Here is a 19,499-nt window from a genome sequence, read left to right as displayed (position 1 = left end):
ATTGCGGCAGCGGAAGTGCGCATGGCTGCGAGATGATGGCTTCCGCCGTCAATCAGCTTTGGCGATAGGCGCCTTCAGCCATTGCCTGACGATTGCCGCGTCGGCGCTGCCGAATTCATGACCCGATGCAACGATCCGGGCATCGAGGTCGGCGCCATGCTGGCTGAGCAATGTCACCAGAGCTGGCGCGAAGGGCGCATAGGTAAGGTCGGCAGCGCCGGCGACGATCAGCACCCGCACGCTTGACAGATCCGTCGCCGGCACGTCGTCGAGCACCGGCATCGGCCGCAGCAGCGCGGCGCGTTTGACAAGGCCCGGATGCAGCAGCATCAGGCTCGAAAGCAGATTGGCGCCGTTCGAATAGCCAAGGAACGTCGTGCGCGAGAAGTCGAGATTGTGGCGTCTTGCCGCGTCGCTGACGAAGCCCGCAAAAGCGTTGGTTTCGGTGCGGATGCTCTGCTGTTCGAAGCGCGTCGGCGTGATGCGCGCGAACCAGCGGAAACCATCCTCCTGGACGATGCGGCCGCGCACGGCGATCAGCGTGGCGTGCGGCGCGATCTCTCGTGCCAACGGCACCAATGTCATCTCGTCGACACCCGACCCATGCAGCAGGAAGAAGCATTCGCCAGTTGAATCCGCCGGGTCGAAAAGACTGTAGTCGAAGGCGAGATCACGCCGTAGCACACCATCTTGTGAGGTCTCTTCGGTCACGGCCTCATCCTTTTGATTTCATGACGGTTCCGGTCAGTTTGCCGGCTTCAAAACGCAATATTTTCAAGCTCCGCGAAAGTTGATTGAACCGGGCGCATTAGTGTCCGTTTCTTCGCCGATACCATTCCTTCGGGAGGAATCGAAGCGGTGCGCCGGGGGTCGCATTGCCGGCATGAACAACCAGCTTTGAGGCCTTTTGTCGATGACCACCCAATTTTCGCCAGACCGCGATACGCGAGTCTCGGATCGCGATTCGCGTATCCCGGATCGCGGCACGCGTACCCCGGATCGCGCTGATCGCGTCTCGGAACGTGACACGCGCATCGATGTGCTCCGCGCTCTCGCTTTGCTGACCATCTTCGTCGACCACGTGCCAGGTACCGCCTTCGAGTATCTGACCTACAAGAATTTCGGCTTTTCGGACGCGGCAGAGGTCTTCGTGCTGATCTCCGGCATCTCGGTCGCGCTCGCCTATGGCAAGAAATTCCAGCAAGGAAACAGGCTGCTGGCAACGTTGAAGATGTGGCGCCGCGCTGGCGTGCTCTATGCCGCCCACATCGTCACCACCATGGTGGTGATGGCGATCTTCTGCGCGGCGGCCGTGTTCGCCAGGCGACCGGAGCTGTTGACGATGATCAACATCGAGCCGTTGATCAAGAATACGCCGCAAGTGCTGGTCGGCATCGTGACGCTTGGCCACCAGCTCGGCTACAACAATATCCTGCCGGTCTATGCAGTGCTGCTCTTGCTGGCGCCGGTCTTCCTGCTCTTCGTCAGCTACCGGCCATTGCCGGCGCTGGTCGCATCCGGTGCGCTGTGGTTGGTCGCGGGGATCTACCAGATCGCCCCACCGAACTATCCCGAGCCCGGCTTCTGGTTTCTCAACCCGCTGTCGTGGCAGTTCCTGTTCAACATCGGCCTGGCTGGCACGCTGCATGTGCGTCGCGGCGGCACCATCCCGGTCAATCGCTGGCTGGTTGGCGCGGCGTTGGGCTACACCGCCACGGCGCTGGTGTGGGTGCATAGCCCGCTCTGGGGGCAGATCTCCTGGTTGGGCCTGCCTCCCGTGCTGACCGGCTTCGACAAGACGTTCCTGGCACTGCCGAGGCTGCTGCATATCCTGGCGGTGAGCTACCTGATCGTGGCATTCCCGGCCATCTCGAACCTGTTCCTCACCGGGCGAGATCATCCGCTTGCCATATTGGGCAAACGATCGCTGCCGGTTTTCATTGCCGGCACGGTGCTCGCCCTGACGGCGCAGGTGCTGAAGCAGATCAACCCGGGCGGGCTTGCCTATGACAGCCTGTTGATTGCCGCTGGCATCGCCATGCAGTTTGCGCTTGCCTACTATCTCGAATGGCTTTCGAGCCTTGGCTGGTCCGGAAAAAGCAGGCCGGCTCACAACGCCGCACCGCCGGTCCAAGCGTCCTTCGGCATGTCGTCGATGGCAACAAGAATGGGCCGGTGAGAGGCGTCAGGCGGCTCAGGCGGGCGAGGGGCCGGATGAGGCCCGCACCACGAGGTCGACCGGCAGCGATTGACGACTGAATGTGCCGTCGTTTTCGAGGATCGCCTTGACGGCAAGGCGGCCCATCTCGGCGATCGGCTGGGCGATTGTGGTCAGCGGCGGCTTGGAAACCGCTCCTTCCGGGACGCCATCGAAGCCGACGATCGAAACGTCGCCGGGTACAGTGATGTCGTGCTGCCGCAGCCAGTCCAGTGCATGCAGGGCGATCCTGTCCGACATTGCCAGGATCGCGGTCGGTGTCTTGGCGCCGGCAAAAATATGGTCGAGGCCGGCCCAGACACTCTCCTCGTCATTGACGGTTTCGTAGATCGGCACCTTCGAGACGTCGATGTCGACGCGGGCGAGTTCCGCGAAGTAGCCACGCAGGCGGTCACGCGTACCGGAGTAGAGCGCCATCTCCACTTGCGCCTGCGTGGTCGGGCCGAAGCCGTCGTCCGCACAGGGCAGGGCAAGCACGGCAAAGCGACGATGCCCAAGTTCGGTCAGATGGCGCGCCGCCAGGCCGGCGCCGGCGATGTTGTCTACACCGATCGCCGCGACCGCCTCGTCGTCGTCTGAATCGAGATCGAGCGCCACAAAGGGCAGCTTGCGTTCACGCGCCAGTTCGACCAGCCTTGAACCGCCGTCGACACAGAAGACGATGAAGCCATCGACCAGCGCGCTCTGGATGTTCCAGGCGAGCTGTTCGTTGTTGGCGGCGGAGACCAGCGAGATTCCCGCACCGGTCGCGTCACAGGCCTGCGAGATGCTGGCCATCATCACCCGGGCGAAAGGATCGTCGAAGAAATAGGACAATGGTTCCGCGGTCGCGACACCGATGGCGTTGACTTTGCCGGCGCGCAGCAGCCGGCCTTTTGGGTCGGGTCCGCCATATCCCATTGCCTCGGCTGCCGCCTTGACCCGTTCGCGAACCTCCTCGCGCACGATCTCCGGGCGGGCGAACACGTTGGACGCAGTGCCGTGCGACACGCCGGCCGCTTTGGCAATGTCTGCCAACCGGACCGGTCTTGTCTTTCCAGAGGTCAATGGCGCCATCTTCGTCTCCTGAATTCATTTCCATCTAACACTTTCGTTGGATCGGTTCAAATTTTGGCTTGATCGAAGGCTCGACAAAGTGTACATTTGAATCGATCCAAAGGGATGAATGGTTCCGGCGATTGGATCGATTCAATCCATAGAAGGGAGATGTGTCATGCATCCCGTCAACTATCTCTTCGAAGACATCTATCGCAACGATTGGAGCATCAGCTCGAATGCCACGACCGCGAAGCGCCGTGGCAGAGCTGGCCCATGGGTTCGCGAGCTACGGTTTTTTGTGCAGCGCAAGCGGAGCTGATCGGGGTCGTCTTTTCGCGACAATCGATTGGATCGATTCAAGTACTGAAAGGAATACATGTCATGCATCCCGTGTGCTATCTATTCGAAGATATCTACCGCAACTACTGGGGCATCGCGCCGGCTTCCGAGCAACCGGAGAGGCGTCGGTTGGCGCGTCTGCGGCGACACAATCGCGAATTGCTGGTCCAGCCCGAGCGCCGGCAGGATTGATCGTTCCACAAACGACGTTTGGCAGGCCGGCATCGGTTTTCGCGAATGGGTCCGATCCCGGGCAAGGCGCCCGGAGACATCGACCGAAGGCTGCTGGTGCAGGATCCCTTTTGATCAGGAACGCACGCGCACCAGGGCCGAGGTTGCGATCACCAGCCAGCCGGCGATGAGCAAGGTGCCGCCGATCGGCGCCGACAGCGGGAACAGCCGTGAGCCGAGGAAATCGCGGGCCAGCAGATCGCCGCAGAACAAGACAAGCCCAACCAGCAGGATCAGGCTGCCGATGCGCAGGATCCGGTTCGCGTCAAGCAAACCGGCTGCGAGGAAAACCGGCGCATGCATGAGCAGGAAGGATGCGGCGGTGCCGACGAAGGCGCCGCCCAGATGCGCCGCCGCGGCCGAGAGCGCCACGCCGGCGGCACCACAGATGCCGCCGGCCAGGACGAGGACACGGCCGCTGTTGCCGGAAGATTGCTCGGCCGTGCTCATATCTGGGGCTCCATGACGTTCAAGGCTTAAGACCCAATTCGGTCAGGTCTTGCCGGCATTGGCGAGCATGTCCTGCTCGCGGCGCGACTGCGCCAGCCAGTTATACACCGCACCGCCGGCCATCAAGATGGATGTGCCCAGAAACACCGAGCGCATGCCGAAATGGCCACCGGCAAAGCCCCCAAGCAAGGGACCGGCGACCTGTCCGACATATTGGGCGGAGATCGAGAGCCCGAGCACATTGCCGCCGACGCCGTCGGGCACATTGTGACGGATGACGCTGGTGATGCAGGGCAGGAGCCCGCCCAGCGCCAGGCCCATCAGGAAGCGCAGCCCGATGAGTTGCCAGCTCTGCGTGACGAAGGCCTGCGGGATCAGCAGCAGCGCCGAGACGGCAAGCGCGCCGATGATGACGTTCCAATGGCCGATGCGGTCGGCGAGCTTGCCGAGGCGCGAGGCCGACAGGATGGCGCCAAGCGCCGCCGCCGACATGACGACGCCTGATGTCAGCGTGACGCGGCTCTGGTCTTCGATGAGCTGCTGCACATAGACTGTGATGATCGGCTCGATCGACATGGTGGCGAAACTCAACAGCATGCCGGTCGCCAGCATGGCGACAACAGGCCGTTTGTCGGGAATTTGTGCCCAGCCGCCTTTCGGCTTCTGCTTCGATGCGGCGTCTGTCGTTTTCGGCCGCAGGTTCTCCTTGATCAGAAACGTAGTCGCCAGGAAGGCCAGGAAGATGACGCCGCCGGACAGCAGGAAGGTGGCGCGGATGCCGATCAGCGGTGGCAGGGCGCCGCCAACCAGCGGACCGACCAGTGCCCCGCCTGTGATGCCGGCCGACAGCAGGCCCAGCGCCCAGCCGGAGCGCTCCTTTGGCGTCTGCATGGCGACCAGGATGGTCGAACCCGAGGAATAGCCGCCGGCAAAGCCGATCAGCAGCCGCAGCAGCACCAGCTGCCACACGGTCTGCACCATGCCGGTCAGCGACATGCATATGGCCATGCCGAAGCTGGCGCGAACCAGCATCACCTTGCGGCCGTAGCGGTCGCCCAGACGTCCCCACAGTGGTGCGACCAGTGCCGCCGCGAAGAAGGTCGCGCCATAGGCGATCCCCGACCATTGCACGATTGCCGCGTGGCCTTGGGCGCCGAGCTGCTCGATATAGAGCGGCAGGAACGGCAAGAGCAGCGTCATGGCGATAAGCGTCGAGAACGACCCGGCAAAGCACACGAACAGATTGCGCCGCCAGTGGATGTTGTAGGTGCTGTCGGTGGCCGGGGGCGTGTTCTGCGGCATGTCATTGTCCTGTCCGAGCAACCCATTGTCAGCGGGTTGCTGCGGATACCGTTTTGGGATACCAAGTTGGTATCCGTCATGGACGCAAGCGTGGGCGCTGTCAATGCGACCCTCGAACGTGATCGGAGGATGCCGCCAGCAAGCCGCTCGCCGGCAACGGCCACAGAAACGGAAACGACAATGTCGCAGATGCAGAGCGTCGAAAAACAGCTTCGGCAGATGATCCTCGGCCTCGAGATCGGCCCCGGCGAGAAACTGACCGAACGCTGGATCGAAAGCCGCTTCGGCGCGTCGCGAACCCCTGTCAGGGCCGCGCTGCTGCGGCTCGAGACCGAGGGCCTGGTCGGCAGGGACGGCCGTGGCTGGACGGTGTCACCGATCAACCTGGCCGAGCTCGAGCAGATCGCCGTCTACAGGGAGGCGGTCGAGCTTGCGGCGCTTCGCCTGACATGCATCCTGGCGGACCGAAGCGCCGTCGATGTCATCCAGGCCATGCTCGACTCCTGCGACACCGACACACCCCGCGAGGAATGGCATCGTGTCGGCATGGATTTCCACATCGAGCTGGCACGCCTGTCTGGCAATGAGTTCCTCTTTCGTGCGGTCCGCGATGCCATGACGCGCCTGTCTAGGGCCCGCTGGCTGGAGGTTCGCGACGAGGCGGCGCTTGCTCGTGCCTGGGCCGAACATGGCGCCATTCTGGCAGCGACCCGCCTTGGCGATGCCGATGAAGCCACGCGCCTGCTTTCGGCCCACATCGTCGGCAGCCGCGACCGGCTGGTGACGTCGCTCGCCAACGACCGGCGTGGTCTTCGCGCCAGGGGCTTTGCGGTCGTCGCCGCTTAGTGCGCTTGTAAGGGCAGGGCAATCGCCGGTCAAAAGGCGCCGTCCGGGCGCGGCGTGCACTTTCGGCCTCGCTTCACAGACGCCGATGGCGTAAGGAGCGGCGATGGAAAACAACCGATTTGAAACACCTGTGACTGTGAAGTCAGTCGCGGCGGGAAGCACTCAGCTCTTGCGCACGGCCCGTGAGGCTTCCGACTACCTTCTCAACAACTGGCCCGGCAAGCGCAGTCCCAAGCATCGCGCGGCCCTGCAGGCCTGTCATGATGCATTGGCCGGTGACAAGCCGGCGATGAACGCCAGGCGCGCCTTCATTGCGGCAGCGCGCGAAGTGGACGTCTTTGTCAGCGACAAAGCCCCGGCCTAAGGCGACAACCTGGAATGAGGCACGGCCCGCATGCGCGGGCCTTTTGCCGTCACTTTGCCGTTTCGGTTTCGGTTTCGGTCTCGTCTTCGGGCTTCGAACGCTCGCGCGCGGCAACCTTGGCTGCCAGTTTCTCGGCCTTCTTGGCCGCCTTCTGGCGGTCGCGTTCCTTGCGTTCGTGATCGTAGTTTGGTGGTCGTGCCATATCGGCTCCTTTTCACTGCCTCGCGGCTCTGGTCCTGCCTAGGAGCATTAGCCGTCAAACACAACAGCTGAAGCGATAGTGCCCGGTCGTTCGCGTCGATGACGGTCTGGGGCTTGCAAGATGTTCGGCACAATGGTGTAGGGAGAGCCGGGGCACCAATATATTGCGAGCTACTCGTTGTTTTTGATCAAGTGATCGATGGCCACAATTGCACGAACGACGGCTAAGGTTTTCTATTATGCGCGAAATTTCGCGCGCGACGTCGTCCCACAGGAATTGTTTCGCCGGCAACTGGCGAACAGGCTCAAAAAGGCCAGGCTGCCTGACAGCTCGGTTCGCCATAGGCTGAATTACTACAACAAGCTGCACGATGCCTTTGTGCCCAGCGCGAATGCCGTGCGCATCGGCAAGCTGCCTTTTGACCCGACCATGTACTATTACGACCTGAAGGAATTTGCCCGCTACTTCGATCCGGCATTGCTCGTCGATGTGGAATTCGGCGACATCGTCGAGGTGCCGAAGGTGCCGTCGATCGTCAAGGATCGGCCTATCCGTGCGCAGGACAGCAATGCGGTCATCATGAAGCTCGACAAGTTTCGTCATTTCCACATGCCTGCCGACGCAACCGCATTCGCCGACAAGCGCCCGTCCGTGGTCTGGCGCGGTGATCTCAACAACCCGATACGGACGAGGTTTCTGGACGCAGTGCGCGACTTGCCGTTCTGCGACGCCGGCTCACACAAGCCGAATGCGCCGGTTGCGTATAGCAAACCCTATCTGAGCATCGGCCAGCATCAGCGCTATCGCTACATCGTCTCGCTCGAAGGCATCGACGTGGCGACCAACCTCAAATGGATCATGAATTCGAACTCGCTCTGCTTGATGCCGCCACCGACATACGAGACATGGTTCGCGGAAAACCAGCTCGAGGCAAACGTCCACTATGTGCCACTCGAAGCGGATTTCTCCAACCTTTCGGAGCGCGTCGCATACTTCGAGCGGCATCCGGCGCAGGCCGAACGCATCATCTCTGCTGCGAATGCCTATTGCCGGACATTTGCCAACGAGCAGGCCGAGCAGGCGATCTCCCTGCTCGTGCTCTACAAATACTTCGTGCTCAGCGGCCAGATCGAGCCTGATCCCGAGGTTTGGCGTTATATCACGGGTTAAGTGCCGGCGGGCTTCCTCCGTCGGGTTCCTCGTCGAAACCTGTGGTCACACGCCGCTGCGATCGAGAACCAGATCGGCGGCGCCAAAGCGGTCCCTTGCCGTCAGTTGCTGGTGCCAGTAGGGGTAGAGCACCGGCGGCCGGCTGACCGCGTCGAGGCGTTCACGCTCCTCGCCGGTGAGCACCAGGCTTGCCGCCGCGATGTTGTCCCGGAACTGCGTTTCGCTCCTGCCGCCGATCACCAGCGAACTGACCGCCGGCCGGCCGAGCAGCCAGGCCAGTGCCACCTGCGCTGCCGACACGCCGCGCTGCGTGCCGATCTCGACAAGGACATCGACGATCCGCCAGAGCCGGTCCTCGTCGCGGATCGGCGGTTCGGACCAGCCGGCGAGCTGGCGCGCGGTGGGGCTGTCGCGGCGGTATTTTCCAGACAGCAATCCGCCTGCAAGCGGGCTCCAGACCAGCACGCCGAGCCCCTGGTCGACCGAAATCGGCAGCAATTCATATTCCGCCTCGCGCGCTTCCAGCGTGTAGTGGATCTGCTGGGTGACGAAGCGAGGCTGGTGATGGCTGTCGCTGATGCCGAGCGCCTTCATCACTTGCCAGCCGGAATAATTGGAGCAGCCGACATAGCGGATCTTGCCCTGGGCAACCAGCGTGTCGAGCGCGGCGATGGTTTCCTCGAGCGGTGTCGTGCCGTCCCATTCGTGCAGGAAGTAGATGTCGATGACGTCGGTCTTCAACCGCTTCAGGCTCTTCTCGCATTCGCGGATCAGGTGATAGCGCGACAGGCCTTCATCGTTCGGACCGTTGCCGATCCGCATCCGCGCCTTGGAGGCGATCAGCACGTCGCCCTTGCGCTTGCCGCCGAGCGCTTCGCCGATGATCTCTTCCGAAATGCCGTTCGAATAGACATTGGCGGTGTCGATGACATTGATGCCGGCATCGATGCAGAGATCGATCATCCGGCGTGCTTCTTCGAGGTCGGTCTTGCCGACGGCCGAAAACGCGCCGGCGCCGCCGAAGGTCATCGTGCCCATGGTCAGTGTCGAAACTTTCAAGCCGGAACGGCCGAGGGTGCGGTATTCCATGTCAGTCCTCGCGATTTTGTTGTTGAAAGGCAGCGCCCGGACGGGCCTGCCGCATTTGTAGGACAATTTAGACCGCTCGTCGACATGCCACGGCGACGGATCGATCATGCCTCGCGGGATTTGCAGCGGCGGAAATCGTGCTCAGTCTGCAATAAAACCGTCATTGCCGGTCTATATTGAAGTCGGCTCAGGTGTTGCCACTCCGGGACGCAAGCCAAGGGTTTGGGCGCCGGACGTGGATCGACAAGGCTTGCAAGCGGAGCAGCTGAAATGACCGAGCTAAAACAGAATTCTCCCGCCAAGGACTGGCTTGAAGCCGAACTCGCCGACACGCTCGATGAAGACTATGAGCTCGAAATGTCGGAGCCGGCGCTGTCGATGGAGATCGCGAAGATCTACAAGAACTCGCATCCGCCTTCGATCGATCGGATGCAATATTTTCGTGACCTGATCACCTTGCAATCCGAATTGATCAAGCTGCAGTCCTGGGTCGCCTATCACAAGAAGAAGCTGGTGGTGGTCTTCGAGGGCCGCGACTCTGCCGGCAAGGGCGGTGTCATCAAGCGCATCACCCAGCGGCTCAATCCGCGCATCTGCCGTGTCGTGGCATTGCCGGCGCCGACCGAGCGCGAGAAGTCGCAATGGTATTTCCAGCGTTATGTGCCGCATCTGCCCGCCGGCGGCGAGATCGTGCTGTTCGACCGCTCATGGTACAACCGCTCCGGCGTTGAACGCGTGATGGGTTTTGCCCAGCCCGATCAGGTCGAGGAATTCTTCCGCGACGTGCCGGAGTTCGAGCGCATGCTGGTCCGCTCGGGCATCACCGTGGTCAAATACTGGTTCTCGATCACCGACGAGGAGCAGCAGATGCGCTTCCTGATGCGCATCCACGATCCGATGAAGCAGTGGAAGCTTTCGCCGATGGACCTGCAGTCGCGCGTACGCTGGGAGCAGTACACCAAGGCCAAGGAAGAGACCTTTGCCCGCACCAACATTCCTGAGGCGCCCTGGTTCATCGTCGAGGGCAACGACAAGAAGCGGGCGCGGCTGAACTGCATCGATCATCTGCTCAAGCAACTCCCGTATGAAGAGGTGCCGCACGAGGAGATCACGCTGCCCGAGCGCGTCTTCAATCCCGAATACGAGCGCCAGACGCTGCCGCGCGAACTCTACGTGCCGGAGAAGTACTGAGCGTCTTTCCCCGCAAGGGAGGGGGAGACCTAGGCACGCCTGATGACCACGTGGGTGGCGAGCGGCGTCGCGACCTGCTCGCTGCAGTGGTAACCGAGCCTGGGCATCTCCAGGCCGGCAAAAAGCTTCTCGCCGGCGCCAAGCAGCACCGGCGAGATCGCCAGATGCATCTCGTCGATCAATTTCTCCTGGAGATATTGCTGGATGGTGGCGACGCCACCGCCGACCCGCACGTCCTTGCCATCAGCCGCCGCCTTCGCTTGCTCAAGCGCCGAATGGATGCCGTCGGTGACGAAGTGAAAGGTCGTGCCGCCCTCCATGACGATCGATTCGCGCTTATGATGGGTCAGCACGAAAACCGGCACATGGTAAGGCGGGTTGTCGCCCCACCAGCCTTTCCATCTGTCGTCAGGCCATTCGCCCCGGATCGGCCCAAACATGTTACGGCCGAGGATCCAGGCGCCGACATTCTCGAAACTGCGCGCCGCAAAGTCCTCGTCAGTGCCGGTCGCACCGCCTTCCTCGCCGAACATCTTGCGGAAAGTGCGGGTGCTCCAGGCCCATTTGTGCAGGGCTTCCCCGCCGACACCGAGTGGGTTTTGTAGATCCTGATCCGGACCGGCGCCGTAGCCGTCGAGCGACAGGGTGAAAGCATTGACGCGAAGTTTGGACATACCGTCTTCTCCATAACCAGTTGTACAAGCAGTAGCAAACTGATTGCGAATTGCAAGCGGTTTTTGTGGATGCAGCAAACCCCGGGCGATTGGTCCAACGACCTTCGCTCGGGCACCCGTCCGGAAGCCGGCAATTGTTCATGGAGATCGAGGAGGGCGCCGGCATTGCCCGCTGCGACCGGCCATCGGTGGGAAGAGAAAACTATTCCTTCAGCATCGTCGCCACTTCAGGCGCGAAGTAGGTGAGGATGCCGTCGCAGCCGGCGCGCTTGAAAGCGAGCAGCGATTCCAGCATCGCCTTCTCGCCATCGATCCAGCCATTGGCGGCCGCCGCCTTGATCATCGAATATTCGCCCGACACCTGGTAGGCGAAGGTCGGCATCTGGAATTCGTCCTTCAGCCGCCGGATGATGTCGAGATAGGGCAGGCCGGGCTTGACCATCAGCATGTCGGCGCCTTCGGCGATATCCTGTTCGGCCTCGCGCACCGCTTCGTCGGAATTGGCGTGGTCGATGTAATAGGTCTTCTTGTCGCCCTTGAGCAGCCCGGCGGTGCCGACCGCCTCGCGATACGGGCCGTAGAAGGCCGAGGCGAATTTGGTCGCATAGGACATGATCGCCACGTCCTGGAAGCCGTTGGCGTCGAGTGCGTCGCGGATGGCGCCGATGCGGCCGTCCATCATGTCGGACGGCGCGATGATGTCGGCGCCAGCCGCCGCCTGGATGACGGCTGCAGCGGTTACCTGTTCCACCGTCTCATCATTGACGATGATGCCGTCGCGCAGGATGCCGTCATGACCGTGGCTGGTGAACGGGTCGAGTGCGGCGTCGGTGATGATGCCGATTTCCGGCACGGCGTCCTTTATCGCCCGGGTGGCGCGGTTGATGACGTTGTCGGGGTCGAGGATGTGCGAGCCGGTCTGGTCGCGCAGCGCGATGTCGACATTGGGGAAGGTGGCGAGTGCCGGAATGCCGAGCTTTGCCGCGCGCTCGGCCTCCTTGACGGCGAGATCGATAGACAGGCGGAAAACGCCCGGCATGGCGGCGATCGGCTCGCGGACATTCTTGCCGTCGACGACGAAGATCGGCCAGATCAAATCGTCGACCGTCAGCCGGTTCTCTTGCACGAGACGGCGCGACCAGTCGGCCTTGCGCATACGGCGCAAGCGGCGGCTGCCGGTGATGTCGTCGACGCTGCGCGCGCCGGCGGGCTTTGTCGGGGTGAATTTGTTCATCGCCAAAACTCTCGTTCGGCGGCTTTTTACCACGAGCCCTTGCCGCTGACCAATGCGACACGTTTGTGCCAGGCTGTCCTAGGGTTGCCCATTGCCTGACAGAACCTGCGCCGCGCCTCTAATCGCGACGCGGAAAGCCTCGTCGAAGGAGACACCGCGCACCTGCCAGCTATAGGTCTTGCCGCCCATGGCCAGCCGCCAGTCGGCGATCCAGCCGAACTCCTTGTCACTCCAGACGATGCTTCCGGCAAGCGCCTGATCGGCGCCGGCTTTTGTCGCAACCGTATCCAGCTTCGCCATGTCCGCGTCGCGCAGCGTCTTGTCATCCAGCCCGGCCTGCGACAGCAGCGCTGCCCTGGGGAAGGCTACCTGCATGGCCAGCGGCAAGGCCGCATTGCCAAACGATTCGCGCATCAATTCGCCGCGCTCGTCATCGGCATCGAGCGCGAAATGCCGGATGCCTTGCTCGGTTGCCAAAAACACCGCAAGTCGTGGCCGCTCGGTCAGCCACGGCTTGCTGCCGAGTGAAGAGAGCACCGGGTCGATCGTCGTCGGCGTGTATTGGCAGAAGAGGTCGTGCGGCCGGTCGTGCGTGCCCTGTTCGTCATGCACCGGAATGCCTTCCATGCGGTCGCGATAGCGGAAACCGGTGACAAAGCTGCCGGCCTTGTCGCGCAGCGCCGTCATCTCGGGTCTCGCCAGCAAGCGCTGATCGCCGGAAACCCGGACCAGGACCGCATCGAGGCAGATCTTGAAGCCGGCCTCGCGGTTCGGCTCGCCCTGGCCGGTGACGATGGTCTGTGATTGGTAGAGGTCGTCGATATCAGCCGCTGTGGCCGGACCACTGGCGGCGCAGAGGGCCAGCAGGCCACCCAGAACAAGGGCAAGGCGCAAAAACTGCGGCATGGCTCACCGTCGGGTTCGAGGGTTGGTGGCCAATCTCTATCACCGGGTGTCGCCGGTGGCCAAGACGGCGCTCCGCCGCTCAGTTTTGGCTTCGGCACGGAGATCCGGACGCGGCGGCGTCCTCAACGAACTTTCTGAAGTCGGTTGGAGGGTGCCCGGTCAAATGCTGGTGCGCGTCCGTCACCCTTTGGTAGCGGCCTTCTTCTATCGATCGGCACAAGGTCGAAAAGGCATGCGGCCATGGGTCCTCCATTTCCGCCCAGGCGCACTGGAGATAATCCGCCGGCGAACAGGCAATGAACTCAAGAGGGCGGCCAAAAGCCGAACCGGCGGCCTCGGCGAGGTCGTGAAACGACAGCGGCCGCGGTCCCGTCAATTCATAGGTTTTTCCCGCGTGCTTCATTGGTGACGCGACCACGGCCGCCGCTGCCAACGCGACATCGTTTCTCGATACAGGTGCAACCTGCCCAGCGCCCGTGGGCAGTGAAAGAACCCCTGATGAAAGGGCGGGCAGGATCCAGCTATCAAGAACCAGATCCGAATACAGGCCGCATCTGAGGATCGTCCAGGCAAGCCCGCTTTCACGCAGCCTGCGCTCCGCGTCCCTGTAGACGGGCGTGAAATAGAACGGCGAGTCCGCATCGATATCGATGATGCTGGTGAAGACGATTGACGGTACGTTTCGGGAAACGGCCGCCTCCATGGCATTGGCGTGGTGACGAAGGACGTCCCGGCCGTCTCCGTCGCTCGAGACGAGCAGCAGCGTCGAGACGCCTTCGAATGCCCGCAACAAACTTTTCGGATCGTCGTAGTCCGCGACCCGCAACGGCGTTTCGGCAGGCAGGCTCACCGCATGCTTGCCGGTGTTCCTGACCATGCCGGCCGCCGGCAAGCCCTGGCACTGCAACGCCGCAAGCGCCTTGCCTCCGACATATCCCGACGCTCCGGTAACAAGGATCATGCGTTCGTCCTGAGCCTTACAGACGGACAAGTTGCACCCATTTGGCCGGGGTGCAAAGGATGGCGCCTTACCTCTCCAGAGATCCAAACAGGCGCACGATGGCCGGCTTGGCATTGACGCACCCATGCGCCACGCTTTAGCACTTCAGTCCCGGCGGCGCGGGGGAGGGATTCTTTCACGATGGATTTTGGCGGAGGCGACGAGATCCGCTTCGAACATCTGGGCCGGGCCGGCGTCGTCACGTTGACACGGCCGCAGGCGCTCAATGCCTTGACGCACCGCATGATCAGGGCGCTCGACGCTGCTCTTTCCGCCTGGGAGGCCGACCAGGGTGTCGATGTCGTCGTCGTCAAGGCCGAAGGCAGGGCGTTTTCAGCGGGAGGCGACATCCTGCATGTCTATGAGGCCGGCAGGGCTGGAAAGCCGCCGGTCGAGTTCTTCGCCGATGAATACCGGCTCAATGCCCGCATCAACAGCTTCAAGAAACCTTACGTCGCACTGATCGACGGCATCGTCATGGGGGGTGGCGTCGGCATCTCCTTCCACGGCTCGCATCGGGTGATGACCGAGAATGCCCAGTTCGCCATGCCGGAGGTCGGCATCGGCTTTTTTCCGGATGTCGGCGCCAGCCATCTGCTGCCTGATCTCGGCGGCTCCTTCGGCATGTATCTGGCGCTGACCGGCAATCGCATCCGCTATGGCGACGCGCTGTGGTCGGGCTTGGCCACCCACACCATCAAGGCCGAGGACCAGGGCGGCTTCCTCGACCGGCTGACGCTGACCGGCGATCCGGAGTCGGTGCTGCGCGGTTTCTTCTTTCAGGCAAGGCGGGAGACCGACAGGCCGACACTGGAAGCGATCGTCCGTCATTTTTCACAGCCATCGCTCGATGCCGTCATCGACAGTCTGGAACGGGCAGCAGGCGCCGACGAGTTCGCGGCAAAGGCGCTGGCGACGTTGCGGACACGCTCGCCGACCAGCCTGCGCGTCGCCTGGCGCGAGATCAGCGCCGGGCTGACCCTGTCCATGGACGCATGCATGAAGATGGAGTTCCGCATCCTCAACCGGATGCTCGCCGGCCATGATTTCTACGAAGGTATCCGCGCCGTCATCATCGACAAGGGTTCGAAGCCGCAATGGCGGCCGGAGCGCCTGGATGCGGTCAGCGAGGCGGATGTCGACGCCTATTTCGCCTCGCTGGGCGACCGGGAGCTCGACCTGTGAGCGAGGTGACCTCGAGACGCGTCGTGCTGCAGCCCTCGGGGGTGGAGGTGATCTTCGCCTGGTTCCAGCGCGTCATATCAGGCTATTGCCTGCTGTTCGGCATTCTCTACTGGATCAAGCTGATCGGCTTCTATCCGGGCCCCCTATGGCGTTTCGATCTGATGCCCGTGCACTGGCAGGTGGCGGCGGTGGTGCTCGCCGTGTTCTTCCCCTTCGCCGCCGCCGGCCTGTGGATGCTGGCGTCCTGGGGGCCGGTCATCTGGTTCATTTGCGCGGCGACCGAGATCGTCATGTATGCCGGTTTTCCCGAACTTTTCGGCCACCGCATACTCATCGTCATCTCGCATACGGCGGTGGCGCTGCTCTATATCGTTTTCCGGGTGATCATCTGGCTGCAGAAACGACCGGTACGGCACTAAGCCCTTGAGCGCATTGGCGGCCTGGCGGCTGCCCGGATTCAACCCCGCAATTGTTGGCGAAATCTTTAGGTTAATTGTCCTTGCTCGGGTGACCGTTCGTTAAGCCTCTTTCGAAACCTCTTACCGGTAAGCTCTTGTTAGCCCTAGCGTTTAAGTCGAATTTTATGAGTATTCGATAGTGTCGCGATCAAGGTGAAAAACAAAAAATCACCAGGGCGACAAACGAGAGGCAAAGACAATGATCAATTCGCGTCCGGCGGCGAAGACCGCCAACGTATCCGACGACCGCCGCGAGGCTATCCGCTCGCTGTACATGGAATCGCTGCAGCTTGTAGAGCGGCTGCACCGCCGCCTGCTTGACGTGATCAAGGACGAATTCGACCGCAACGGCCGTTCCGACATCAATGCCATCCAGGCGCTGCTGCTGTTCAACATCGGCAATTCCGAGCTGACCGCCGGCGAGCTGCGTTCGCGTGGCTACTATCTCGGCTCCAACGTCTCCTACAATCTGAAGAAGCTGGTCGATCTCGGCTTCATCAACCACCAGCGCTCGCGCATTGATCGCCGTTCGGTTCGCGTCTCGCTGACCCCGAAGGGCAACGAGGTGGCGGACGTCGTCGCCGGCCTCTATGAGCGCCATGTCGGCTCGATCGAGCAGGTTGGTGGCATCAACACCGAGGAATTCAAGCAGATGAACCGTGCCCTGCAGCGGCTCGACCGCTTCTGGAACGATACCATCGCCTACCGGATGTAACCGGCACATCGGATCCGGCCCGCGCCACAGAAGCGCGGCCGAAATGTCGACCTCTGGTCAAGGCCGGTGCCGAAAGGCATCGGCCCTTTTCTCTTTTCCCGATCCCAAAGCCCAAGTAGGCACTATCCGTGCCAGGTTTGCTTTCGCTGCAGCAGTGCCTAATGTCTCGGCCTGGAGGGGGCGCATGATGGATCTGGGAAAACGCTCGAAGATTTGCTCGGTTGCCGCAGTGCTTTGGTTGGTCTCGCAAACGGCTTTCGCCGAGGAGTGGTGGAAGGATTCTTTCGCCACGGAAGGCAGCTCCCAATGTGACAACAATGACTCAATCGTGACGTTTACCGGCAAGGCAGTGGAGATGTGGGAGGTCCGCTGCACGTTGGACAAAATCCAGAAGATCAACCGCCTGGATGTCGTCATCCTGGACATGACGTGTACCGACGGTGAGAGCACGGACAAGAGACGGGAACTGTTGCTCAAACTGGAGGACAGCAAAGTTCTGCGCTATCCTCAGCATGAGGTGTTGCAACGATGTTCGGAATTGAAGGCGCCGCCAGGTCCGGACCCAAGTGTTGAACCGCCACGCTGAGGATCATGAGATAGTCAGCAGGATCACGGCTTCAGCGGGCAGAATTTTTCATGAAAATACGCAAGCGCCTGTTCGGCCTTGCGCGGCTCGCCGAAGAACGGGCCGGTCGCTTCTGGCTCACTGGTCAGATCGCAGCTGCCGTCGGTGTCGGTCGTGCAGCTCTTGGTCAGCCCCTTGAGCGAGATGGTGGCCGGCGGATTGTCGAAGCCAATGGCCGTGACGGCACTCAAGTCCAGCGTGTAGGTCAGGCGATAATAGGGTTCGCCGTCCTCCTCGAACTGCTGTTCCGCCTTGTAGCTGCACGCGCTGAGCTTCGTCACCGTGAATCTCAGCGTTTCGGTTCTGTCGCCGACCTCGTTGGGGCCAGTGCTGGTGAACACCGCCGGCGATCGGGAAACCTGCTTAAGCGGTTCGTCGGCCTGCTGCCCGTATTTGGGGATCGCGCCCTGTTCCAGGCCATGCACGAAATAGGCGACCGTTTCCTCCGGCGTCGGAGCGCTGCCGTTCGGAGCTGCGGCCAATGCGAAGGCCGCGACGACTGAAAGGACACCAGGCATGGTCTCATTCCCGTGTTGGGCGAGCTTGTAAGTGTATCATCATGGGCTGGTGGTTCATCGGTCGATATTGGGCCGACGATCGCGGATCGGTGCCGAAAAAGCACGGGCCTTTCATTTCGCCGCGTCGGCCGGGCCAAATTCGGACGGAAGCCACGTTGCCGCCATATTCCAATGGAACCGAGGATGCCGGTGATGCTGTGGTGAAGGCCGTGCGTTCACCCGGAACCGTATCGCGGCTCGAGCGTTTGTGGCCGGACTGATACGGACATGGTTGGCTAATTGTTAAGATTGCCAACTTTAGAGTGCGGGCAAGATCGCCCTGATAACCGAATGCAGCAGATCGAACGCTACAAGAATGTCTGGAACGTCCATGAGAACCAGCCGCCGTTTTTTCCTTTCCGGAGCCTCCGCGCTCGCAGCCGCGATGGTCGCCGGCGGCGCCAATGCGCAGGATGTGATCGGTGATATCCTGAAATCCTCGGCGCGCGGCAATTGGGATGACCAGTTCGACGCCCGTGCCAGCGAGGGCGGCAAGGTGGCCTCGACGCTGCCGATCTTTAGCGCACAGACCGTCGCCTTTACCGAGCAGGCGGTGGCGCAATATCAGAACATTGCCGCGCAGGGCGGCTGGGTAGAGGTCCCGGCGACCAAGAAGCTGCAGCTCGGCGTCGATGACCCGGATGTCGTGCCGTTGCGCAAGCGCCTGATGGTCTCCGGCGACCTGTCGCAGAGCGCCGGAATTTCGACGGCCTTCGACTCTTATGTCGACTCGGCGGTCAAGCGCTTCCAGTTGCGTCACGGCCTGCCCGCCGACGGCTCCATGGGCAAATACACCTACTTGGCGATAAACGTTTCGGCGCAGATCCGCCTTGGCCAGTTGCAGACCAATCTGCAGCGGCTGAAGGAGAAGGCCGGCACGCTTGGCAGCCGCTATGTTCTGGTCGACATTCCGGCCGCGCAGGTCGAAGCCGTCGAGAACGACCGCGTCGTGCTTCGCCACACCGCGATCGTCGGCAAGATCGATCGCCAGACGCCGATCGTCAATTCCAAGATCAACGAGATCATCGTCAATCCGTACTGGAATGCGCCGGTCTCGATCGTGCGCAAGGATATCATTCCGCTGATGCGGAAGGACCCCAACTACCTGAAGGACAGCCATATTCGCCTGTTCGCGCCGGACGGCAGCGAAGTCGACCCGCTCAATGTCGACTGGTCGACCGACGACGCCGCCAAGTATCGCTTCCGCCAGGATCCGGGCGCTGGCAACGCCATGGCCTCGGTCAAGATCAATTTCCCGAGCCCGGACGGCGTCTACATGCACGACACGCCGCAGCAGAGCCTGTTCGGCAAGATGATGCGCTTCGATTCCTCGGGCTGCGTGCGCGTGCAGAATGTGCGCGACCTCGTCACCTGGATCCTGCGCGACACGCCCGGCTGGGACCGCCAGCATTTCGAGGCGGCGATCAAGACCGGCGAAAACACGCCGATCCAGATCACCAACCCGGTGCCGGTGCATTTCCTCTATCTCTCGGCTTGGTCGACAGGCCCGGGCGTGGTGCAGTTCCGCGACGACGTCTACGCGCTCGACGGCGCCAACGAGCTGCAGATCACCTCGTCGCTTTAAATATCTGATCATTTTACAGAAAAGGCCGCCGATCAGGGCGGCCTTTTTTCGTTGCTCGGGTCTCGTTGCGCTTTCGCGGGACAGGGCGGCTGGACGGATCGGCCGGCTTTGCGCATGGTC

At 62.0% G+C, this 19,499-nt stretch carries 21 protein-coding genes; 10 read left to right on the top strand and 11 right to left on the bottom strand.

Translation table 11 applies throughout. The annotated features are described in order from the left end of the window. Positions 1–48: 48 nt before the first annotated feature. Entirely contained in the window at positions 49–711 is a 663-nt protein-coding gene (locus ACFSOZ_RS08410; RefSeq protein WP_379095902.1) for an alpha/beta hydrolase, read from the bottom strand. Between the two features lie 202 nt (positions 712–913). Between ACFSOZ_RS08410 and ACFSOZ_RS08405 the strand changes: the two genes are divergently transcribed. After that, entirely contained in the window at positions 914–2,179 is a 1,266-nt protein-coding gene (locus ACFSOZ_RS08405) for an OpgC family protein (RefSeq protein WP_379095899.1), read from the top strand. 15 nt (positions 2,180–2,194) lie between these two features. On the opposite strand, the gene ACFSOZ_RS08400 is transcribed toward ACFSOZ_RS08405, so the two are convergent. The 3 genes from ACFSOZ_RS08400 to ACFSOZ_RS08390 form a co-directional block, all read right to left on the bottom strand. Beyond that, complete coding sequence (locus tag ACFSOZ_RS08400) at positions 2,195–3,274, bottom strand: LacI family DNA-binding transcriptional regulator (protein ID WP_379095896.1); 1,080 nt, start codon at positions 3,272–3,274, stop codon at positions 2,195–2,197. A gap of 627 nt (positions 3,275–3,901) precedes the next feature. Next, positions 3,902–4,276, bottom strand: a complete 375-nt coding sequence (locus ACFSOZ_RS08395; RefSeq protein ID WP_379095893.1) for a DUF423 domain-containing protein — start codon at positions 4,274–4,276, stop codon at positions 3,902–3,904. 42 nt (positions 4,277–4,318) lie between these two features. Continuing rightward, positions 4,319–5,578 (bottom strand): multidrug efflux MFS transporter, encoded by a 1,260-nt coding sequence (locus ACFSOZ_RS08390; RefSeq protein WP_379095890.1) that lies wholly within the window; start codon positions 5,576–5,578, stop codon positions 4,319–4,321. A 180-nt stretch (positions 5,579–5,758) separates the two neighbouring features. Between ACFSOZ_RS08390 and ACFSOZ_RS08385 the strand changes: the two genes are divergently transcribed. Both ACFSOZ_RS08385 and ACFSOZ_RS08380 read left to right on the top strand, forming a co-directional pair. Continuing rightward, positions 5,759–6,424, top strand: a complete 666-nt coding sequence (locus tag ACFSOZ_RS08385; RefSeq protein WP_379095887.1) for a GntR family transcriptional regulator — start codon at positions 5,759–5,761, stop codon at positions 6,422–6,424. Positions 6,425–6,554: 130 nt separating this feature from the next. Beyond that, entirely contained in the window at positions 6,555–6,788 is a 234-nt protein-coding gene (locus tag ACFSOZ_RS08380; protein ID WP_245462826.1) for a DUF982 domain-containing protein, read from the top strand. A gap of 49 nt (positions 6,789–6,837) precedes the next feature. Here the strand turns inward: ACFSOZ_RS08380 and ACFSOZ_RS08375 are convergent, their stop codons facing one another. After that, complete coding sequence (locus ACFSOZ_RS08375; RefSeq protein ID WP_111545757.1) at positions 6,838–6,990, bottom strand: hypothetical protein; 153 nt, start codon at positions 6,988–6,990, stop codon at positions 6,838–6,840. A 198-nt stretch (positions 6,991–7,188) separates the two neighbouring features. Here ACFSOZ_RS08375 and ACFSOZ_RS08370 point away from each other — a divergent pair, with 198 nt between their 5' ends. Further along, entirely contained in the window at positions 7,189–8,160 is a 972-nt protein-coding gene (locus tag ACFSOZ_RS08370; RefSeq protein WP_379095884.1) for a glycosyl transferase family 90, read from the top strand. A 45-nt stretch (positions 8,161–8,205) separates the two neighbouring features. Here ACFSOZ_RS08370 and ACFSOZ_RS08365 read toward each other — a convergent pair whose 3' ends face one another. Continuing rightward, the gene (locus ACFSOZ_RS08365) at positions 8,206–9,249 is read right to left on the bottom strand and encodes an aldo/keto reductase (RefSeq protein ID WP_379095881.1); all 1,044 of its coding nucleotides are present in this window, start codon (positions 9,247–9,249) and stop codon (positions 8,206–8,208) included. A 270-nt stretch (positions 9,250–9,519) separates the two neighbouring features. Between ACFSOZ_RS08365 and ppk2 the strand changes: the two genes are divergently transcribed. Next, a complete protein-coding gene (gene ppk2, locus ACFSOZ_RS08360; RefSeq protein ID WP_379095878.1) occupies positions 9,520–10,440 on the top strand; it encodes a polyphosphate kinase 2 in 921 nt (306 codons plus the stop codon). 29 nt (positions 10,441–10,469) lie between these two features. Here ppk2 and ACFSOZ_RS08355 read toward each other — a convergent pair whose 3' ends face one another. From ACFSOZ_RS08355 to ACFSOZ_RS08340, 4 genes are all read right to left on the bottom strand, one after another. After that, entirely contained in the window at positions 10,470–11,114 is a 645-nt protein-coding gene (locus tag ACFSOZ_RS08355) for a dihydrofolate reductase family protein (protein WP_379095875.1), read from the bottom strand. A 202-nt stretch (positions 11,115–11,316) separates the two neighbouring features. Then, a complete protein-coding gene (hemB, locus tag ACFSOZ_RS08350; protein ID WP_379095872.1) occupies positions 11,317–12,348 on the bottom strand; it encodes a porphobilinogen synthase in 1,032 nt (343 codons plus the stop codon). Between the two features lie 78 nt (positions 12,349–12,426). Continuing rightward, complete coding sequence (locus tag ACFSOZ_RS08345) at positions 12,427–13,254, bottom strand: DUF2066 domain-containing protein (RefSeq protein ID WP_379095869.1); 828 nt, start codon at positions 13,252–13,254, stop codon at positions 12,427–12,429. A gap of 79 nt (positions 13,255–13,333) precedes the next feature. Beyond that, positions 13,334–14,215: an NAD(P)H-binding protein gene (locus tag ACFSOZ_RS08340; RefSeq protein ID WP_379095866.1), complete on the bottom strand. Its 882-nt coding sequence runs from the start codon at positions 14,213–14,215 to the stop codon at positions 13,334–13,336. A gap of 180 nt (positions 14,216–14,395) precedes the next feature. On the opposite strand from ACFSOZ_RS08340, the gene ACFSOZ_RS08335 reads away from it, so the two are divergent. The 4 genes from ACFSOZ_RS08335 (at position 14,396) to ACFSOZ_RS08320 (ending at position 17,198) form a co-directional block, all read left to right on the top strand. After that, the gene (locus ACFSOZ_RS08335; RefSeq protein WP_379095862.1) at positions 14,396–15,439 is read left to right on the top strand and encodes an enoyl-CoA hydratase/isomerase family protein; all 1,044 of its coding nucleotides are present in this window, start codon (positions 14,396–14,398) and stop codon (positions 15,437–15,439) included. Beyond that, positions 15,436–15,858 carry a DUF6163 family protein gene (locus ACFSOZ_RS08330; RefSeq protein ID WP_379095859.1) on the top strand — a complete coding sequence of 141 codons (423 nt, stop codon included), beginning with the start codon at positions 15,436–15,438 and terminating at the stop codon, positions 15,856–15,858. Before ACFSOZ_RS08335 ends, ACFSOZ_RS08330 begins: the two co-directional genes overlap by 4 nt. 238 nt (positions 15,859–16,096) lie before the next feature. Next, a complete protein-coding gene (gene ldtR, locus ACFSOZ_RS08325; RefSeq protein WP_379027411.1) occupies positions 16,097–16,612 on the top strand; it encodes a transcriptional regulator LdtR in 516 nt (171 codons plus the stop codon). 184 nt (positions 16,613–16,796) lie between these two features. Next, positions 16,797–17,198 (top strand): hypothetical protein, encoded by a 402-nt coding sequence (locus ACFSOZ_RS08320; RefSeq protein WP_379095856.1) that lies wholly within the window; start codon positions 16,797–16,799, stop codon positions 17,196–17,198. A gap of 23 nt (positions 17,199–17,221) precedes the next feature. On the opposite strand, the gene ACFSOZ_RS08315 is transcribed toward ACFSOZ_RS08320, so the two are convergent. Continuing rightward, on the bottom strand, positions 17,222–17,755 hold the full coding sequence (locus tag ACFSOZ_RS08315) for a hypothetical protein (RefSeq protein ID WP_379095853.1): 534 nt from the start codon (positions 17,753–17,755) through the stop codon (positions 17,222–17,224). A gap of 370 nt (positions 17,756–18,125) precedes the next feature. Between ACFSOZ_RS08315 and ACFSOZ_RS08310 the strand changes: the two genes are divergently transcribed. Continuing rightward, positions 18,126–19,379, top strand: a complete 1,254-nt coding sequence (locus ACFSOZ_RS08310) for a L,D-transpeptidase family protein (RefSeq protein WP_379095850.1) — start codon at positions 18,126–18,128, stop codon at positions 19,377–19,379. Positions 19,380–19,499 lie beyond the last annotated feature (120 nt).

This window comes from Mesorhizobium newzealandense (assembly GCF_042682145.1).
GTDB lineage: Bacteria > Pseudomonadota > Alphaproteobacteria > Rhizobiales > Rhizobiaceae > Mesorhizobium > Mesorhizobium newzealandense.
This window is presented reverse-complemented; position numbering and strand designations above follow the sequence as displayed.

Excerpts from the sequence above, each read along its gene's own strand:
- ACFSOZ_RS08405 (WP_379095899.1), top strand. The coding sequence starts at position 914 with ATGACCACCCAATTTTCGCCAGACCGCGATACGCGAGTCTCGGATCGC.
- ACFSOZ_RS08400 (WP_379095896.1), bottom strand. The coding sequence starts at position 3,274 with ATGGCGCCATTGACCTCTGGAAAGACAAGACCGGTCCGGTTGGCAGAC.
- ACFSOZ_RS08395 (WP_379095893.1), bottom strand. The coding sequence starts at position 4,276 with ATGAGCACGGCCGAGCAATCTTCCGGCAACAGCGGCCGTGTCCTCGTC.
- ACFSOZ_RS08390 (WP_379095890.1), bottom strand. The coding sequence starts at position 5,578 with ATGCCGCAGAACACGCCCCCGGCCACCGACAGCACCTACAACATCCAC.
- ACFSOZ_RS08385 (WP_379095887.1), top strand. The coding sequence starts at position 5,759 with ATGTCGCAGATGCAGAGCGTCGAAAAACAGCTTCGGCAGATGATCCTC.
- ACFSOZ_RS08375 (WP_111545757.1), bottom strand. The coding sequence starts at position 6,990 with ATGGCACGACCACCAAACTACGATCACGAACGCAAGGAACGCGACCGC.
- ACFSOZ_RS08370 (WP_379095884.1), top strand. The coding sequence starts at position 7,189 with ATGGCCACAATTGCACGAACGACGGCTAAGGTTTTCTATTATGCGCGA.
- ACFSOZ_RS08365 (WP_379095881.1), bottom strand. The coding sequence starts at position 9,249 with ATGGAATACCGCACCCTCGGCCGTTCCGGCTTGAAAGTTTCGACACTG.
- ppk2 (WP_379095878.1), top strand. The coding sequence starts at position 9,520 with ATGACCGAGCTAAAACAGAATTCTCCCGCCAAGGACTGGCTTGAAGCC.
- ACFSOZ_RS08355 (WP_379095875.1), bottom strand. The coding sequence starts at position 11,114 with ATGTCCAAACTTCGCGTCAATGCTTTCACCCTGTCGCTCGACGGCTAC.
- hemB (WP_379095872.1), bottom strand. The coding sequence starts at position 12,348 with ATGAACAAATTCACCCCGACAAAGCCCGCCGGCGCGCGCAGCGTCGAC.
- ACFSOZ_RS08345 (WP_379095869.1), bottom strand. The coding sequence starts at position 13,254 with ATGCCGCAGTTTTTGCGCCTTGCCCTTGTTCTGGGTGGCCTGCTGGCC.
- ACFSOZ_RS08340 (WP_379095866.1), bottom strand. The coding sequence starts at position 14,215 with ATGATCCTTGTTACCGGAGCGTCGGGATATGTCGGAGGCAAGGCGCTT.
- ACFSOZ_RS08335 (WP_379095862.1), top strand. The coding sequence starts at position 14,396 with ATGGATTTTGGCGGAGGCGACGAGATCCGCTTCGAACATCTGGGCCGG.
- ldtR (WP_379027411.1), top strand. The coding sequence starts at position 16,097 with ATGATCAATTCGCGTCCGGCGGCGAAGACCGCCAACGTATCCGACGAC.
- ACFSOZ_RS08320 (WP_379095856.1), top strand. The coding sequence starts at position 16,797 with ATGATGGATCTGGGAAAACGCTCGAAGATTTGCTCGGTTGCCGCAGTG.
- ACFSOZ_RS08315 (WP_379095853.1), bottom strand. The coding sequence starts at position 17,755 with ATGCCTGGTGTCCTTTCAGTCGTCGCGGCCTTCGCATTGGCCGCAGCT.
- ACFSOZ_RS08310 (WP_379095850.1), top strand. The coding sequence starts at position 18,126 with ATGAGAACCAGCCGCCGTTTTTTCCTTTCCGGAGCCTCCGCGCTCGCA.